Annotated in this window: 17 protein-coding genes and 1 other RNA gene; 10 read left to right on the top strand and 8 right to left on the bottom strand. The window is 44.0% G+C overall.

The features are described from left to right. Positions 1-169: 169 nt before the first annotated feature. The 5 genes from tkt to mscS all read left to right on the top strand — a co-directional run bounded on the left by tkt (position 170) and on the right by mscS (position 7,409). Entirely contained in the window at positions 170-2,164 is a 1,995-nt protein-coding gene (gene tkt, locus IHV80_RS13960; RefSeq protein WP_192889428.1) for a transketolase, read from the top strand. A gap of 389 nt (positions 2,165-2,553) precedes the next feature. After that, a complete protein-coding gene (gene epd / locus IHV80_RS13955; protein WP_192889427.1) occupies positions 2,554-3,603 on the top strand; it encodes an erythrose-4-phosphate dehydrogenase in 1,050 nt (349 codons plus the stop codon). Between the two features lie 166 nt (positions 3,604-3,769). Beyond that, positions 3,770-4,933: a phosphoglycerate kinase gene (locus IHV80_RS13950; RefSeq protein ID WP_029223491.1), complete on the top strand. Its 1,164-nt coding sequence runs from the start codon at positions 3,770-3,772 to the stop codon at positions 4,931-4,933. A gap of 155 nt (positions 4,934-5,088) precedes the next feature. Next, complete coding sequence (gene fbaA / locus IHV80_RS13945; protein ID WP_004735492.1) at positions 5,089-6,165, top strand: class II fructose-bisphosphate aldolase; 1,077 nt, start codon at positions 5,089-5,091, stop codon at positions 6,163-6,165. Between the two features lie 377 nt (positions 6,166-6,542). Next, positions 6,543-7,409, top strand: a complete 867-nt coding sequence (gene mscS / locus IHV80_RS13940; RefSeq protein ID WP_192889426.1) for a small-conductance mechanosensitive channel MscS — start codon at positions 6,543-6,545, stop codon at positions 7,407-7,409. 117 nt (positions 7,410-7,526) lie between these two features. Here the strand turns inward: mscS and IHV80_RS13935 are convergent, their stop codons facing one another. Continuing rightward, positions 7,527-8,009, bottom strand: a complete 483-nt coding sequence (locus tag IHV80_RS13935) for a YbaK/EbsC family protein (RefSeq protein ID WP_192890779.1) — start codon at positions 8,007-8,009, stop codon at positions 7,527-7,529. A gap of 25 nt (positions 8,010-8,034) precedes the next feature. Next, the gene (locus tag IHV80_RS13930) at positions 8,035-8,664 is read right to left on the bottom strand and encodes a LysE/ArgO family amino acid transporter (RefSeq protein WP_192889425.1); all 630 of its coding nucleotides are present in this window, start codon (positions 8,662-8,664) and stop codon (positions 8,035-8,037) included. A 142-nt stretch (positions 8,665-8,806) separates the two neighbouring features. Here IHV80_RS13930 and IHV80_RS13925 point away from each other — a divergent pair, with 142 nt between their 5' ends. Further along, a complete protein-coding gene (locus tag IHV80_RS13925) occupies positions 8,807-9,703 on the top strand; it encodes a LysR family transcriptional regulator ArgP (protein ID WP_192889424.1) in 897 nt (298 codons plus the stop codon). A gap of 110 nt (positions 9,704-9,813) precedes the next feature. Beyond that, positions 9,814-10,527 (top strand): oxidative stress defense protein, encoded by a 714-nt coding sequence (locus IHV80_RS13920; RefSeq protein WP_192889423.1) that lies wholly within the window; start codon positions 9,814-9,816, stop codon positions 10,525-10,527. A gap of 119 nt (positions 10,528-10,646) precedes the next feature. Here the strand turns inward: IHV80_RS13920 and serA are convergent, their stop codons facing one another. The 5 genes from serA to zapA all read right to left on the bottom strand — a co-directional run bounded on the left by serA (position 10,647) and on the right by zapA (position 14,006). Next, a complete protein-coding gene (serA, locus tag IHV80_RS13915; RefSeq protein ID WP_192889422.1) occupies positions 10,647-11,876 on the bottom strand; it encodes a phosphoglycerate dehydrogenase in 1,230 nt (409 codons plus the stop codon). A gap of 261 nt (positions 11,877-12,137) precedes the next feature. Then, a complete protein-coding gene (gene rpiA, locus IHV80_RS13910; RefSeq protein ID WP_102436032.1) occupies positions 12,138-12,794 on the bottom strand; it encodes a ribose-5-phosphate isomerase RpiA in 657 nt (218 codons plus the stop codon). Between the two features lie 103 nt (positions 12,795-12,897). Further along, positions 12,898-13,497 (bottom strand): 5-formyltetrahydrofolate cyclo-ligase, encoded by a 600-nt coding sequence (locus IHV80_RS13905; RefSeq protein ID WP_192889421.1) that lies wholly within the window; start codon positions 13,495-13,497, stop codon positions 12,898-12,900. 6 nt (positions 13,498-13,503) lie between these two features. Then, positions 13,504-13,686: non-coding RNA, 6S RNA (ssrS, locus tag IHV80_RS13900), on the bottom strand. 11 nt (positions 13,687-13,697) lie between these two features. Next, positions 13,698-14,006 carry a cell division protein ZapA gene (gene zapA, locus IHV80_RS13895; protein ID WP_192889420.1) on the bottom strand — a complete coding sequence of 103 codons (309 nt, stop codon included), beginning with the start codon at positions 14,004-14,006 and terminating at the stop codon, positions 13,698-13,700. A 307-nt stretch (positions 14,007-14,313) separates the two neighbouring features. Here zapA and IHV80_RS13890 point away from each other — a divergent pair, with 307 nt between their 5' ends. The 3 genes from IHV80_RS13890 to IHV80_RS13880 are packed head-to-tail and all read left to right on the top strand — an operon-like array spanning position 14,314 to position 17,327. After that, a complete protein-coding gene (locus IHV80_RS13890) occupies positions 14,314-14,889 on the top strand; it encodes a YecA/YgfB family protein (RefSeq protein WP_017108131.1) in 576 nt (191 codons plus the stop codon). Between the two features lie 24 nt (positions 14,890-14,913). Next, a complete protein-coding gene (gene ubiH, locus IHV80_RS13885; RefSeq protein WP_192890778.1) occupies positions 14,914-16,092 on the top strand; it encodes a 2-octaprenyl-6-methoxyphenyl hydroxylase in 1,179 nt (392 codons plus the stop codon). Positions 16,093-16,103: 11 nt separating this feature from the next. Beyond that, entirely contained in the window at positions 16,104-17,327 is a 1,224-nt protein-coding gene (locus IHV80_RS13880; protein WP_192889419.1) for an FAD-dependent 2-octaprenylphenol hydroxylase, read from the top strand. A 135-nt stretch (positions 17,328-17,462) separates the two neighbouring features. On the opposite strand, the gene IHV80_RS13875 is transcribed toward IHV80_RS13880, so the two are convergent. Further along, positions 17,463-17,669, bottom strand: a complete 207-nt coding sequence (locus IHV80_RS13875) for a DUF1107 domain-containing protein (protein WP_017108134.1) — start codon at positions 17,667-17,669, stop codon at positions 17,463-17,465. Positions 17,670-18,223 lie beyond the last annotated feature (554 nt).

The following is an 18,223-nucleotide window of genomic DNA, read 5'->3' as shown; positions in this document are numbered from 1 at the left end:
AGGCATTCCTAAGTGATGTAAATGTTCGAAAATTGCGAAAAATGACCGTTAAAATGCCAGTAAAACGTTTGCAGTCACTAAAGTCGTTTGAGAGAATACCCGCGCTAATAAAAATGAAAATTTTAGCATCAATCTCTTTTTTAAATCGCTTATGTACTCAGGAGCAGACATGCCTTCTCGTAAAGATCTAGCCAATGCAATTCGCGCACTTAGCATGGATGGCGTTCAACAAGCAAATTCAGGCCACCCTGGCGCACCTATGGGTATGGCTGACATCGCTGAAGTTCTTTGGCGTGGTCACTTGAACCACAACCCAGCAAACCCAGAGTGGGCTGACCGCGACCGTTTTATCCTGTCTAACGGCCATGGTTCAATGTTGATTTACTCTCTGCTTCATCTTGCAGGTTACGAGCTTTCAATTGAAGACCTTAAGAACTTCCGTCAACTGCACTCTAAGACTCCTGGTCACCCAGAGTACGGTTACGCTCCTGGTATCGAAACAACGACGGGTCCTCTAGGTCAAGGCATCACCAACGCTGTTGGTATGGCGATGGCTGAGAAAGCATTGGCTGCACAGTTCAACAAAGAAGGCCACGACATCGTAGACCACTTCACTTATGCGTTTATGGGTGATGGTTGTCTGATGGAAGGTATCTCTCACGAAGCATGTTCTCTAGCTGGTACGCTAGGTCTTGGTAAGCTGGTTGCTTTCTGGGATGACAACGGCATCTCTATCGATGGCGAAGTGGAAGGTTGGTTCTCTGATGATACACCTAAGCGTTTTGAAGCTTACGGCTGGCACGTAATTCCAGCGGTTGATGGCCACGATGCTGACGCTATCAACGCGGCTATCGAAGCAGCTAAAGCGGATCCTCGTCCAACACTTATCTGTACTAAAACTATCATCGGTTTTGGTTCTCCAAACAAAGCGGGTACGCACGACTGTCACGGTGCTCCACTAGGCGCTGATGAAATTACAGCAACTAAAGCGGCACTTGGTTGGGAACACGGTCCTTTCGAAATCCCAGCAGATATCGCAGCTGAGTGGAATGCGAAAGAAGCGGGCGCAGCTAAAGAAGCGGCTTGGAATGCAAAGTTTGACGCATACGCAGCGGCTCACCCTGAGCTAGCAGCAGAATTCAAACGTCGTACTAACGGCGAGCTTCCAGCTGAGTGGGAAGAGAAAGCAAACGCAATCATTGCTGACCTTCAAGCTAACCCTGCAAACATCGCATCACGTAAAGCATCTCAAAATGCTCTAGAAGCGTTCGGTGCTATGCTACCTGAATTCATGGGCGGCTCTGCTGACCTTGCGCCTTCTAACCTGACTATGTGGTCTGGTTCTAAGTCGCTTGAAGCGAACGACTTCTCAGGTAACTACATCCACTACGGTGTACGTGAATTCGGTATGACGGCTATCATGAACGGTATCGCTCTGCACGGTGGTTTCGTACCATACGGCGCAACGTTCCTCATGTTCATGGAATACGCGCGTAACGCTATGCGTATGGCTGCTCTGATGAAAATTCAGAACATCCAAGTTTACACGCACGATTCTATCGGCCTAGGCGAAGATGGTCCTACTCACCAACCGGTTGAGCAGATCGCTTCTTTACGTCTGACTCCAAACATGAGCACATGGCGTCCATGTGACCAAGTTGAATCTGCTGTTGCTTGGAAACTGGCAATCGAACGCAAAGATGGTCCTTCTGCGCTTATCTTCTCTCGTCAGAACCTTGCACAACAAGATCGTGACGCTGAGCAAGTGGCTAACATCGCTAAGGGTGGTTACATCCTGAAAGATTGTGAAGGCAAACCAGAGCTTATCCTTATCGCGACTGGTTCTGAAGTTGAACTAGCGGTTAGCGCTGCTGCTGAACTGACAGCCGAAGGTAAGAAAGTACGCGTAGTCTCTATGCCTGCAACTGACGCATTCGACAAGCAAGACGCTGAATACCGTGAGTCTGTACTTCCATCTGACGTTACAGCACGTATCGCAGTAGAAGCTGGCATCGCTGACTTCTGGTACAAGTACGTTGGCTTCGGTGGCAAGATCATCGGTATGACAACGTTCGGCGAATCTGCACCAGCAGGCGAGCTATTCAAGATGTTCGGTTTCACTACTGAAAACGTAGTAAACACAGCGAAAGAGCTTCTTGCTTAATCATTAACTGATGGCCTTGTGCTAACAGTTAAATGACGGAAAAAACCGAGCGCTGAGCTCGGTTTTTTGTATCTGGGATTTGTTTTCTCCTAGACTCATACCAATCACAGTAAGTAAGTGATCAGAAATAGCGTAGGAAAAACGCTTGAGAACAAGGCGGCTCTTTTCGACAAGAAGTTTCGATAAGTAGTTATTCTACAATCAAAAATTCTAACGACGTTATCGAGTGTTTTAACAAGCTAGGGTGAACAGTTATTTACTACGATTGGTATACCCCTACAAGCAGCAGAACAATCTGTCCTAGGTCGACTGAGTTATTCAAGTAATGCCTTTTGGGTAGGATTCAGTTATCATCTGTTGCACGAAATTTTGGTTAGATGTACGGAACTATGCTAAAAGTCGCGATAAACGGATTTGGAAGAATAGGGCGTAATGTATTACGCGCTGTCTATGAAAGTGGCAAAAGCCAACAGATCAAAGTAGTAGCAGTCAATGAGCTTGCTCAGCCTGACGCTATGGCTCACCTATTGCAATACGACACCAGTCACGGCCGCTTCGGCAAGAAAATCTCTCACGATCAAGAGCACATCTATGTTCATCATGGCATTGGTGCTGAAGATAAAGGAGAGTTTGATACCATTCGTATCTTACACCTTGCTGATATAGAGTTGTTGCCTTGGCGTGACCTCGAGGTTGATATTGTTCTCGACTGTACCGGTGTTTACGGTTGCCGTGATGACGGTCTAGCGCACATTGCTGCTGGAGCGAAAAAGGTGCTGTTTTCACACCCTGGTGCTAACGATCTGGATAACACCATTATTTACGGTGTGAATCACGACACTATCACAGCTGATCATCGAATCGTTTCCAACGGTTCATGCACTACCAACTGTATTGTCCCTATCATCAAGGTGCTTGATGATGCTTTTGGTATTGAGTCCGGTACGATTACGACCATTCACTCTTCTATGAATGACCAGCAAGTTATCGATGCATACCACAGCGACCTTCGTCGAACTCGAGCAGCAAGCCAATCAATCATTCCTGTCGATACCAAATTGCATAAAGGTATTGAAAGAATCTTCCCGAAATTTTCTAACAAATTTGAAGCGATATCTGTGCGTGTGCCAACGGTAAACGTCACTGCGATGGATTTAAGTGTCACAATTAATGCAAATGTGAAAGTTAATGACGTAAATCAAACCATTGTTAATGCATCCCAGTGTACATTACACAATATAGTTGACTATACTGAAGCGCCGCTCGTTTCCATCGATTTTAATCACGATCCCCATAGCGCAATTGTTGATGGTTCACAAACTCGAGTGAGCAACGGCCACTTAGTGAAAATGCTGGTGTGGTGCGACAATGAATGGGGCTTTGCAAACCGAATGCTGGATACGGTTCTTGCAATGGAAGCTTCTGAAGGCAAGAAGTAAGACCTAGAAGCAAATGTGTGGATTATTTATTTTTTAGCTTGAATTAAATGCTAAGTGTCCACATATTACTAGTAGTTAAAGAATTACCAGTTGAATAATTTATAGGCTTAGCAGGGTTGCTGAGTTTCCAAAACTTTATTTTTATTTAAATTTGAGAGGACAAATCATGTCTGTGATCAAGATGACTGACCTGGAACTTGCAGGTAAACGCGTATTTATCCGTGCTGACCTAAACGTACCAGTAAAAGACGGTAAAGTAACTTCAGATGCACGTATCCTAGCATCTCTACCAACTATCAAACTTTGCCTAGAAGCTGGCGCAAAAGTTATGGTTACTTCTCACCTTGGTCGTCCTACTGAAGGCGAATACAACGAAGAGTTCTCTCTAGCTCCTGTAGTTAACTACCTAAACGACGCACTAGACTGCGAAGTTAAGCTAGCGAAAGATTACGTAAATGGCCTAGAGCTAAACGCTGGCGAACTCACTGTTCTTGAAAACGTTCGCTTTAACAAAGGCGAGAAGAAGAACGAAGAAGCACTTTCTAAGCAATACGCTGCGCTATGTGACATCTTCGTGATGGACGCATTCGGTACAGCTCACCGTGCTCAAGCTTCTACACACGGTGTTGGTACTTACGCTCCTGTAGCGTGTGCTGGTCCTCTTCTAGCTGCTGAGCTTGAAGCTCTTGGTAAAGCAATGGACAACCCAGCTCGCCCACTAGTGGCTATTGTTGGTGGTTCTAAAGTTTCTACTAAACTAACCGTTCTAGAATCTCTTTCTAAAATCGCTGACCAACTTGTTGTTGGTGGTGGTATCGCGAACACGTTCATCGCTGCTGAAGGCCACAACGTAGGTAAGTCTTTATACGAAGCTGACCTAGTTGAAACAGCTAAGAAGCTAATGAAAGAGTGTGCTATCCCAGTAGCGACTGACGTTGCATGTGCTAAAGCATTCGACGAAAACGCAGAAGCTGAAATCAAGCACGTTTCTGAAGTTCAAGACGACGACATGATCTTCGACCTTGGCCCAGATTCAACAGCAGCTCTAGCTGAAATCATCGGCAACGCAAAAACGATTCTTTGGAACGGCCCTGTAGGCGTATTCGAATTCAAAAACTTCGAAGCGGGTACTGCTGGTATTTCTAAAGCAATCGCTGATTCTGAAGGTTTCTCAGTAGCAGGCGGTGGTGACACGCTAGCAGCTATCGACAAGTTCGGTATCAAAGCAGATGTTTCTTACATCTCTACTGGCGGCGGCGCTTTCCTTGAGTTTGTTGAAGGTAAAGTACTTCCTGCAGTAGCAATGCTTGAAGAGCGTGCTAAAGCATAATTGATTTAGAAAGGCGAGATGTGAATCTCGCCTTTTAACGTTTGCTGCATATCACACTTTTTTGCTAGAATGGCATAAGTTGTGAGCAAACGATTGCAAATTTTTAAACTTAAGTTTTTTAATCTTAAAACGATAGAATAAATAGGACTATTTCCATGTCTAAGATCTTCGATTTTGTAAAACCTGGTGTGATTTCTGGCGATGACGTACAGAAAGTATTTGAAGTAGCAAAAGCAAATAAATTTGCTCTTCCTGCAGTAAACGTAATCAACACTGATACTATCAACGCTGTTCTTGAAGCTGCTGCTAAAGCAAAAGCTCCAGTTGTTGTTCAGTTCTCTAACGGCGGTGCTGGTTTCTTCGCTGGTAAAGGCGTTAAACTTGAAGGTCAAGGCGCACAAATTCTTGGCGCTGTAGCTGGTGCAAAATACGTTCACGCAGTAGCAGAATCTTACGGCGTTCCAGTTATTCTTCATACTGACCACGCTGCTAAGAAACTTCTTCCATGGATCGACGGTCTACTAGACGCTGGTGAAGAGTTCTTCGCACAAACTGGTAAGCCACTATTCTCTTCTCACATGCTAGACCTTTCTGAAGAGTCTCTAGAAGAGAACATCGAAACATGTGCAGCTTACTTAGCTCGCATGGCTAAACTAAACATGACAATCGAGATCGAACTTGGTTGTACTGGTGGTGAAGAAGACGGCGTTGATAACTCTGATATGGACGCATCTGAGCTTTACACTTCTCCTGAAGATGTTGCATACGCATACGAGAAACTAAACGCAGTTAGCCCACGTTTCACTATCGCAGCTTCTTTCGGTAACGTACACGGTGTTTACCAAGCTGGTAACGTTGTACTTACTCCAACTATCCTGCGTGACTCTCAAGCATACTGTGCTGAGAAGTTTGGCATTGCAGCTGACGCTCTTAACTTCGTATTCCACGGTGGTTCAGGTTCTTCAGAAGCTGAAATCCAAGAGTCTATCGGTTACGGCGTTATCAAAATGAACATCGATACTGATACTCAGTGGGCTTCATGGGATGGCGTTCGTACTTACGAAGCTGAGAACCGTGATTTCCTACAAGGTCAAATCGGTAACCCAACTGGCGAAGCTGCTCCAAACAAGAAGTTCTACGATCCACGCGTATGGCTACGTGCTGGTCAGTCTTCAATGGTTACTCGTCTTGAGAAAGCATTCGCTGACCTTAACGCTGTAGACGTACTGTAATTCTTTGAATTAAGTACTCTTTAAGTTTTAAAAACCCGCTCATTGAGCGGGTTTTTTTATGTCTGATAAAAACTTGTATTAAATATGTGAAAAACCTAGCGTGCGGTGAATAAATCTCGTAGTCTTTTAGTTATCGGTATTTGTGTTTATCGGTAAGTTTTATTAATTCAAAAGCTTACATAAATATGACTTTGCAATCTGTCAAAGATAGGATATCGTGCCGAAAAACTGAACTTGGTTCAGTTTATAAAAAGGACTTGGTTTTAATTTACTTTTAACACAACGACTTAACGTAAATTGAACGGTTTATTTTGTTGTTGGGTAAGTTTGGCTTAAGGCAGTTTAGCTCATAGCATATTATATAGAGGATGCACATTATGGCTGATAGTTCGACAGCGATTGAGACTCCACTTGTGGATGGTTTGTCTCACGCAGAGCAGTGGTTAACAAATAACTCAGATCTGTTTATTCAATACGGTGTAAACATTATCTCAGCACTGATAATTCTATTTATTGGTAACATTATTGTTAAAGCAGTAGCGAATAGCGTGTCTAAGGTTCTTCAGAAGAAGAAAATGGACCGAGCAGTTGTGGAGTTCGTCCATGGTTTAGTTCGTTACTTGTTGTTTGTTATTGTTTTAATTGCTGCACTTGGTCGTTTAGGCGTTCAAACTGCATCTGTGGTTGCTGTTATTGGTGCGGCTGGTTTAGCGGTAGGCTTAGCGCTACAAGGCTCACTATCTAACTTTGCAGCTGGTGTACTTATCGTTGCATTCCGTCCATTCAAGTCTGGTGACTACGTGGAGATTGGTGGTGTAGCAGGTTCGGTTGATTCAATTCAAATCTTCCAAACAGTTCTAACAACGCCAGACAACAAAATGGTTGTAGTACCGAATGGTAGCGTTATTGGTAGCCCAATTACTAACTACTCTCGTCATGATACGCGTCGTATTGATCTAATGATTGGTGTTTCTTACAACGCCGATCTGCAAAAGACAAAAGCTTTGCTAACTAAGATTTGCGAATCTGATGAGCGCGTACTAAAAGAGCCTGGTGTTCAAGTTGGTGTTCATACGCTAGCTGACTCTTCAGTTAACTTCGTGGTTCGTCCATGGGTTAAAACTGCAGAGTACTGGGATGTGTATTTTGACCTTATGCAAGCAATCAAAGAAGGCTTGGATAACGAAGGTATTGAAATCCCATTCCCACAAATGGATGTTCACATGAATAAAGTAGAAGCTTAATCGTCACTGATTAGCTCTATTATGACAGAGGCGGATAACTGAGGTTATCCGCCTTTTTTATTTAATGTTGATTGGAATAGTTTATAACGAATACGCAGGGATAAGTTATCACCTACACTAGAGCCAATGAACTTGGTTGGGCAATAGCGCAGCTAGCACTTTTAATTGCGAACCACTAAATCCAAGGGTGTACTCAGGGAGTCCTGGTGTATAGAGGAGCTCTTGATGCTCGAGCAATTCACAATCAATGATGATTTCTACGTGTTGTGGTATACCAAATGGACAGACAGCTCCAGGGACACAATCAAGCTGCTCAATCATTTCTTCATCCTTACAAATGGAAACACGCTTTCCTAACACTGATTTGATCGCTTTGCTGTCAAGGCGTTTATCCTTTTCTGTAAGGTATAGCGCGTAGTCTCCCGCCTTGGTTTTTAGGAATAAGCTTTTTGAGTGTGTACCAGTCCAACCAAGTTGTTGGGCGACTTTCTCATCGGTTGCAAAATCCAGAATAGGTTCATGCTTCCATTCTCTGTATGTAATATTTGCTAGAGTGAGCAGTTCAATATTACGTTGATATAAGGTGATTAAACTATCTATGTGGCTATCAATAATATTCATGTGATTACCAATACTGTTCAATTAACCCATTAGCGAGCACAAGAGCAATGGCAAACATCATGGTCGCGACTGCGATATCAATGCCTTTCTTAACCTGCGGTTTAGATAGCGTTGGGCCTAGCTTTGCAGCGCCTAATGACAAAGAGTAAAACCACACGAATGAAGCTAAGATCGTCCCTATAGCAAAAGCAATTCTGTCGTTGCCTTCAAACTGCCCGCCAATAGAGCCTAGAATCACTACGGTATCTAAATAGAGGTGTGGGTTTAATACGGTTACCGCCAATGCACCTAAAATAACAGTACGCTTACCGCGAGCTAGTATCTCACCCTTTGATTCATCACTGGTACGCGTTCTGAACGCACTGCGCAGTGATAGCAAGCCATAAACCGTAAGAAAGGCGATACCACCCAATGTCACAGAGGTGAGCAGTAATTCATTCTGTGACAAGATCGCTCCGCCACCAAAAATACCTAGTGAGATGAATAAGGTATCGAGCAGACTACAAATCGTTGCTGTGGTTAGGTGGTGATTGCGTTTTATCCCTTGATTTAAGACGTACGCATTCTGAGCGCCAATAGGGATGATCATGCTTGCCCCTAGACCAAAACCTTGTAATAAAACCCAAAAATTCATTTTAACCTCCACTTATTTAACGATATTTACGTGCTATATGGCGAAGATACTCCGACCCTTAAAATAAGTATAATTAATGATTTTAATCTATTATTAGAGTTGCTAATGTTAATGGTAATTAGGTCAAAAAGGAAGCAAGTTGATGCGTGGATTGGATTACAAATGGATAGAAGCACTGGATGCAGTAGTGAAACAACGTAGCTTTGAAAGGGCGGCTGAGCAGTTGTACATCTCCCAATCTGCGGTATCTCAACGTATCAAACAACTGGAAAAATGGTTAGCCCAACCCGCGCTTGTGAGAGAAAGCCCCCCAAGGCCAACACCGGCAGGAAAAAAATTGTTGGGTTTGTATCGTCGTGTTCGCTTGTTAGAGCACGAGCTTGTCCCTGAGTTGATGAATGAAGAGGGTACCCAACCCCTTTCTCTGTCTATTGCGACCAATGCTGATAGCTTGGCGACATGGCTGTTGCCCGCGTTATCTGATGTGATGAACTCACGTCAAGTTGAGTTGAACCTTGCGATTCATGGTGAGTCGAGAACGATAGAAAAAATTAAGAGTGGAGAAGTAGCAGGGGCGATCAGTCTTGAATCACAGCCTATTCCTGGATGCAGCGCTGACTATCTCGGTCGTATGGACTACGTGTGTGTGGCGAGTCCTAGCTTTCATCGACGCTACTTCTCTGATGGAGTGAACTATTCGACACTAACAAAAGCTCCCGCGGTTTCGTACGATCAATACGATGATCTGCATAAGAAATTTTTGCATGATCATTTTAATGTTCCAAGAGACAGTGTTATCAATCATACGGTAGGAAGTTCAGAAGCTTTTGTTCGACTCGCCTTATCTGGTGTCGCCTATTGTTTGATCCCTCGATTGCAGATTGTTGAAGAGTTGGAATCAGGAACATTGATTGATGTTACGCCAGGTTTCTTGTTGTCTTATCGTATCTACTGGCACCATTGGCAGCTTGAAAGTGGGGTGTTGAAAGAGATCTCTCAAGCCATATTAAGTTATGCTCACAACCACTTACCACAGTAAGTTGTTGGTTTTTTAATCGTCAAAGTTCTGTTAGAAGTTAGGTATCAGGATTGGCTATGCGGCAAATTACTCTATGATAAAAGAACATTTGTTCAGCATGGGTTTTCCTAATGAAGTTTGTACCAAAAATCTTAGCAACGTCTCTTACTCTTACTGCAGCGTTGAGTGCTGTGAGCTTTCCGTCATTGGCAGACTCTCCCTCTTTCCCGCATATTTCAACGACGGGCTATGGTGAAGTAGTTGCGACACCTGATATGGCAACATTTTCTGTTAGAGTCGTAGAATCGACGATGACCGCTGAACAGGCTAAAAATACGGTTGATAAAGTCGTGACAGGCTTCCTCAATAAACTACATCAAGCCGGTGTAGATGAGGCTAGCGTACACAGCTCTAACCTGTATTTGTCTCCTCAATACCATTACCCGAAAGATGGTAAGCCTGAACTGGTTGGCTACCGTGCTTCACGTAATGTGACGGTTCAAGTTAATGATTTAGCTAACCTAAATGATTACATGGATATTGCTATTGGTCAGGGCATTAACCAGATCGATAACATTCAACTTCAGGTACGTGATCAAGCTAAGTATCAAGAGCAGGCTCGTTTAGAAGCAATCAAGGATGCGAGATCGAAAGCCAAGTCATTGGCGAATGGTTTTGAGCGTGATTTAGGTGATGTGTGGCGTGTGGATTACAACGCACAGTCTTCACAGCCCGTGCTAATGCGTTCAATGGCGATGGATGCAAGAACGGAATCGAACTCTTATGAAGATTCAACGATCACCATTCGTGATCGTGTTAACGTGATCTACCAATTAGAAGAGTAGTGAACGCACCTTAATAAGGTTTTGGATCATCATGATCTAATTACCTACCATAGGCCAAATACTAAAAGGCTCTCATTGCGAGAGCCTTTTCTGTTTTTACTTATGGTCTAATTCGACGATTAGTGAAGAAGACGAGCACGGATTGTGCCTTCGATCTCTTTCAATTTAAGCAGAGCTTCTTGTGAACGATCGGCTTCCACATCAATAACCACATAACCCATATCAGCGGCAGTTTGTAGATACTGACCTGCAATGTTGATCCCTTCTTCAGCGAAGATGGTGTTGATCTGAGTAAGAATACCTGGACGGTTCTCGTGGATGTGTAGCAAACGAGAAGTGCCTGTATGCAATGGCAGTGAAACCTCAGGGAAGTTAACACTTGATAGCGTAGAGCCATTATCAGAGTACTTAGCAAGCTTACCTGCAACTTCTACACCGATGTTCTCTTGTGCTTCCTGTGTTGAACCACCAACGTGAGGGGTGAGAATCACGTTATCGAACTGCATCAATGGCGACTCAAATGGGTCAGCATTAGTTTTTGGCTCTGTTGGGAAAACATCGATCGCTGCACCCGCAAGGTGACCAGAATCTAGAGCACCACAAAGAGCAGGGATATCAACAACAGTGCCACGTGCGGCATTGATGAAAATCGAGCCTGGTTTCATGCGCTCGAATTCTTCTTTGCCCATCATGTTCTTGGTTTCATTGGTTTCCGGAACATGCAGAGAAATGACATCACACTTGTTCAGAAGATCTGTCATGGTATGGACTTGAGTTGCGTTACCCAAAGACAGCTTGTTTTCGATATCGTAGAAGTAAACACGCATACCAAGGTTTTCAGCAATAATACCCAGCTGAGTACCAATGTGACCGTAGCCAATAATACCTAAACGCTTACCACGAGCTTCGTAAGAGTTGTCTGCACTCTTTTTCCAGATGCCACGGTGAGCAAGAGCGTTCTTTTCTGGAATACCACGCAGTAGCAATAGAACCTGACCAAGAACCAGCTCAGCAACACTTCGAGTGTTTGAGAACGGTGCGTTGAACACAGGGATACCACGTTTTGCTGCCGCTTGAAGGTTTACTTGGTTAGTACCAATACAGAAACAACCAACTGCAACCAGCTTTTCAGCCGCATCAATAACTTCTTGGGAGATGTTTGTGCGAGAACGGATACCAATGAAGTGAGCATCTTTAACTGCTTCAAGAAGTTCATCTTCAGGTAGCGAGCCTTTGTGGTACTCAATATTAGTGTAACCAGCGGCTTGCAGTACTTCTACAGAAGAAGGGTGAAGACCTTCTAGAAGTAGAATTTTTATTTTTTCTTTTTCCAGTGAAACTTTGGCCATTGTTCTCGTCCTTAAAATGGAAAGGTTGGGCAAATGCGGCGCACGTGCTACAAAATGGCTGAAAGGGGAACAAATTCACCACTTTGTTAGGAGACAAACGTTTTCCCTGTGCGTCTTCTGAACAATAAAGTAACAAAAAAAAAATGTTTTGGGTAAGAAAATTACGGAATAAGACATAATTTTACAGGTATAAAGCAAAAAAAACGGCGCCCTTAGGCACCGTATGTAATGAAGTAACAGAAAAACTCAATCTTCTATTATTTATTCTTCGATTTTTGCACCTTCAGGCGTGCCAGTGATAACCACATCTGCGCCGCGATGAGCGAATAGGCCAACCGTCACTACACCAGCGATACCATTGATAATATCTTCTAGTTGTTTTGGATTTTCGATCGCCATGCCGTACACGTCTAGGATCATGTTGCCGTTATCTGTTGTGCAACCATCGCGGTAAACTGGGTCACCACCAAGTTTCACTAGCTCGCGAGCTACGTATGAGCGTGCCATCGGGATAACTTCAACAGGAAGAGGGAATTTACCTAAAACATCAACCGCTTTCGTGCCATCTACGATACAAATAAACTTATCTGAGATTGCCGCTACGATTTTTTCACGAGTAAGAGCAGCGCCGCCGCCTTTAATCATGTCACGTGAACCGTTAATTTCGTCAGCACCATCGACATAAACGTCTAGTTTGAAAACGTCGTTGCACTCAAAAACTTTGATTTCTAGTGCTTCTAGTTTTTCAGTAGAAGCGACAGAGCTTGAAACCGCACCTTTGATTTTATCTTTCATTGTGCCAAGTGCGTCGATGAAGTGATTTACTGTAGAGCCAGTACCGACACCTACAATGCTGCCTTCTTCAACATATTGAAGTGCTGCCCAGCCAGCTGCTTTTTTCATTTCATCTTGAGTCATGCCATTCTCCTGAATAAGGTCGTGCGCTTTGAATTAATCATTCGCGTATTGAAGTTAACGTTTGTATATCGAGGTTAACGTTTGCGGGCGCGATTATAGCGCTTTAATGGTTGTTTTCCCATTGCCAAGTTTTACTCGGAGTCACGATTTTAGGTAACGGAATGTCCCATTCTTCAGTCGGTAAGGTATCGACATGTTGGCAATCATGAGCCAAACCAATTGGGGTTGCACCGTTGCCAGTCTCAAACCATCGAGCCAAAGTGCGATCGTAATACCCGCCGCCCATTCCTAAGCGATGCCCTTGAGAGTCAAAGCCAACCAGTGGTGTGAGAATAAGATCAAGTTGTTGGCAGGGCTTGACGAGCAATTGATTTAGCTGAGGTTCAACGATTCCGTATTTATTGAGGACGGTCGGTGTGTCTGGAGAATAGTGAAGAAATAACAGGTGTCCGGCAGAGAAGGGGTGTAATACTGGTAAATAAGTTTGCTTACCTTGCGCCCATAACCATTCAATTAAAGGCTGAGTATCGAGTTCGCCATCAATAGAGATATAAAGTGCAATATGCTGAGCAGACTGAATCTCATTGAGCTGAGAACACTGCTTAACTAAGTCTATACCTGATTGAGTTTGTTGGTCGCCAGATAAGGCATTGCGTTTTATGCGGATCTGTTTGCGAAATTCGCTGCGTGTGAGCGTCTTCATAAGAAGGGATACCCCAAAGTGCCGTTGAGAATAGATGGCCCTTGAACCAGCGAGTTCAAGGCGGATCAGCAATGATTACCGTAGGCTTCTCGGCGGACCGAGCATGCTCAATAGCACTCAAGTACTAACCCTTAGGGATTGCTTATCGGCTCGGGGACGTGAATCCTCTGACAAACACTCCAGGGTAAATTTTGTGTACGCTATTGCTGTCCGTGCTTAACCTTACTGAGGACATCTGAAAGTGATGTCGTGAGCTGTTCCATTCGCTCGGTCAGTGCGTCTTGTTCGTCGCTTGCTTCAAACTTCTTAGTTTGTAGCTCATAACAAATATTCAGAGCTGCGATCGTTAGCAGCTTCACTTCATTGGTTACCTTAGTACGTTCAGCCATCTCTTTCAATCGATTATCAAGATCGGCCGCCGCTGCAATTAATGACTCTTCTTGCCCAGGAGGACAATTAACTCGAGTCAGTTTTCCTAATATTTCAACGTCTACCGCTTGATTACTCATGATGGATGAACTCTTTAACGCGCTATTTTTAAGGCTGTTGCACTTTCTCATTTTTGAAAAAGAAAAAGAGCAAACACCGCTGAGGAAGCAATCTCCTCTGAGGGAGAAACTATAGGTAAACCGCTATTAAGATTCAAGCTTTTCAGAGTGACTGTTTGTAAATGAGAGCTTGAGCACACAGTAATTCAGCAAATTGAACATTTGGTAGTCAGTCATCCTTCAATTGCTGGGGATCGATGCTTACCAGAATTGGGGTGAAGTGGTACGATTATACTATCGATATAAAGAATAACTGAGCGAGCTACTGATGAGCGAAACTACTTTACCTGACTACCTAACGGTTGCGACTGAACTTCAATCGGCAAGCCTAGCCGTAACACCTGCTGAAATGCATGGTCTGTTAACGGGTATGTTAAGTGGAGGTTTAAACCTTACAGATAAAAGCTGGCAACCACTGATCTTTGATTACACCAATGAAGGCATGGGTTGGCCTGATCGTGTCTTAACGTTAGCTGAAGCTACATTAAAGGTGACTACCAGCGAAATTACCGGTTCTGGCATGGAATTATCTATGTTGCTACCTGATGAAGATGCAAGTGCAAGCCTATTTGATCTTGCTGACGGTGTTTCTGATTGGATTAATCACTTTATTTCTGGTTTGGGTTTAGTGGGCGCTCCATTAAACAAAGCGTCTGATGGCACCAAAGAAGCCTTAGCTGACCTGGAAGAGATGGCGAAGTTGGGTATTGATGAAGAAGACGACTTAGAAGAACAAGCACAGCTTCTAGAACACGTTATCGAGCATGTCAAAGCGTGTGCATTAACGATTCATGCTGAGTTTGGTGCTCGTCCATCTGAAGATGCCGCTCCAACCATTCACTAATTCGCTTGCTCGCTTGAGGTTATGATGGCTCAGTATGATGTTGTAATTGCTGGTGGTGCAATGGCGGGGGCAACCTTAGCCCTTGCTCTGAACCACTTAAGTCAAGGCTCTCTGTCTATTGCGGTAGTGGAGCCTTATCAGGTTGATCATCAAGCTCACCCTGGATTCGATTCTCGTTCTATCGCTTTGTCTTATGGCACAGTGCAGATCCTTGACTCTTTGCAGTTGTGGCAATCTATCGCTCCCGTTGCAACCCCGATCAAAGATATTCATGTATCAGATCGAGGTCATGCTGGAATGACGGATATCTACAGTAAAGACCTTGCGGTTGATGCGCTTGGCTATGTGGTGGAGTTGGCGGATGTTGGTCGGATCTACCAGCAGAAATTAGAATCAGAAGCTGCAATTACGATGTTTTGCCCTGAGTCGGTTAGAACCGTTGAACGTGATGAATCGTTAACGACGATTGAGCTGACAAGTGGACAAATAGTAACAACTAAGTTATTGGTTGCAGCTGACGGTGCTATCTCAACGTGCTGTCAGCAATTGAATATCCCATTGAGTGAACATGACTTTGAACAAGTTGCGGTGATTGCCAATATTGTTGCAAGTGAACCCCATCAAGGTCGAGCCTTTGAGCGTTTTACCCATCATGGGCCAGTTGCTCTCTTACCGATGAGTGACAATCGTTTGTCTCTGGTTTGGTGTCTGCCACCAGCGCAAGCACAGCAAGTCATCGCTTTAAACGATGATGAATTTCTTGAGCAACTGCAGAAAGACTTTGGTTGGCGACTTGGCCGATTAGAAAAAGTGGGTAAACGTGCGAGTTACCCATTAATCCTTCGTCATCGCCAGCAGAATATTTCTCATCGCTTTGCGATCGTAGGCAATGCCGCTCAAACGCTTCACCCCATTGCGGGCCAAGGCTTTAACCTGGGCATTCGTGACGTCGCTTCTTTGGCGGAAGAGTTATGTACTCAACTGGATGATGTTGGGCGTTACACTGGTCTTGTTAACTTTAGAAAGCGTAGAGAACAAGACAGAGACACCACGATCACGCTGACTTCAAGTCTAGTTCATCTGTTCTCAAACGATTTTATGACCGCTCGTATTGGGCGTAATCTTGGGTTAGCTGTAATCGATAACCTCCCATCTCTTAAAGGTCCACTTTTGCGTCATACGCTTGGCCTAGTAGATAGATAAGGTAAAAAATAATGATGCAAAGTGTTGATATCGCCATTGTGGGCGGTGGCATGGTTGGCCTAGCGCTTGCGGCCGCCTTGAAAGACAGTGACTTAAGAGTTGCGGTCATTGAAGGCAAAGCGCCCAGTGAAGGGCTTAGTGAATTACCCGATGTGCGTGTGTCGGCACTGAGCCGTTCGAGTGAAGTCATTCTGCGTAACCTAGGTGCATGGCAAGGTATTGATCAAAGACGTGCAGCTCCGTACCAAGCGATGGAAGTATGGGAGCAAGATAGCTTCGCTCGTATTGAATTTGATTCAACACGTTTAGCGCAGCCTAACCTTGGCCATATTGTAGAGAACCGCGTGATTCAATTGGCATTGCTTGAGCAGGTTAAGAAGCAAGACAATGTCAGCCTATATATGCCAGCCACGTGCAAAACGATGGCGATTGGTGAGAGTGAAGCATGGTTAACTCTAGACAATGGCCAAGCGCTGACTGCTAAGTTAGTTGTTGGAGCTGACGGTGCAAACTCTTGGGTTCGCAAACAACAAGATATCCCGCTGACACATTGGGATTACGGCCACAGTGCGATTGTCGCGAACATCAAAACAACAGAACCGCACCATAGTGTTGCTCGTCAAATATTCACACCGCAAGGGCCGTTGGCGTTCCTGCCAATGCAGCCAGCGAATATGAGCTCTATCGTTTGGTCTACGGAACCAAATCGTGCCGAGAAGCTTGTATCCATGTCGGATGCTGATTTCAATAAACAGCTAACGGCTGAATTTGATGCCAAGCTTGGATTGTGCGAAGTGGTTGGTGAGCGTTTTGCTTTCCCGCTGCGCATGCGATACGCACGAGATTTCGCGGTAGAGCGTGTAGCTTTAGTTGGTGATGCTGCTCATACGATTCACCCTTTAGCGGGGCAAGGTGTCAACCTAGGGCTATTAGATGCTGCAAGCTTAGCGCAAGAGCTGTTAACGCTGTGGGCTGCTGGCGAGGATATTGGGACTAAACGTAACCTTCGTGGCTATGAGCGCTGGAGAAAAGCAGAAGCGGCTAAGATGATTGCGTCGATGCAGGGCTTTAAAGATCTGTTTGAAGGCGATAATCCAGCCAAGAAGTTGATTCGTGGCATCGGTATGAAGCTTGCGGGTCAATTGCCTGGCGCAAAAGATGAAATTATGAAAAGAGCACTCGGCCTATCAGGGAACCTTCCTGATTTAGCAAAACGTCCCGTGACTCACCGATAGTGATTTAATGGTTAAGCTATTGAGCATTCATAACGAATAACTCGCGCAGAACAGGTTTTCAGAATCATAAGCACTAAAAAAGGGTTGGCATTAATATGCCAACCCTTTTTATTTCGAATTCTTTAGATAATCAGATTAGGCGTATGCACAACGCAGCTTCATGATTTCACTGTTGATCTCTTTCACGGTTTGAAAATGACGTTTCTCTGCTCGCTCCGGTAGTACGAGCTTGCCATTATCAAACTCAAATTTGCCGACGCCGTAAATGTAGATTCGTCCTTTGAAAAGTCGACTTACATGTTTAGCAATCATACCCGGTGTATAGCGCTTAAACAGTCTCATTCTTAATTATCCTTATATTTACCTAGCCTGCATATTATAGAAAAAATCCGTGATAATAATTGTGATAAGCGTGGATTAATATGCAGCAGAGTTGACGTTTATTAGATATTTGTGCTGTTCTAAGCACTTCCTATAGTAAATACCTATTTTTACGTGAGCTTCTCCTCAAAATAATAGTGAGTAGGGAAACTGCCGTGAACTTTCCTGTTCGGTATTAAGCAGTAGAGATGTTACAAGTATAAGAATAGGCGGGATTTTTTTATTTGTGTAATCAAATTGTAAATTTTAGACATAAAAAAAGCCCGTCTAAAACGGGCGAATAGTCACAGATGCATTACACAAAAGTGGATACTGATGTTACTCAGTGGATTCACTTGTACTGGTTTACCTAAAGGCTAGTCAGTAAATTAACAATAACGCAGATTTAACTTTGTGACTACTTATGCTTTTAATTTGATTAAATATTTACTATTAATGTGTTTTTCTTATGACGAACTTCACACAAAATATGTATTTAATGAAAACTTTAAGTGAGGTTTGCGATCAATTGCGCC

This window comes from Vibrio bathopelagicus, from assembly GCF_014879975.1.
Lineage (GTDB): Bacteria > Pseudomonadota > Gammaproteobacteria > Enterobacterales > Vibrionaceae > Vibrio > Vibrio bathopelagicus.
This window is presented reverse-complemented; position numbering and strand designations above follow the sequence as displayed.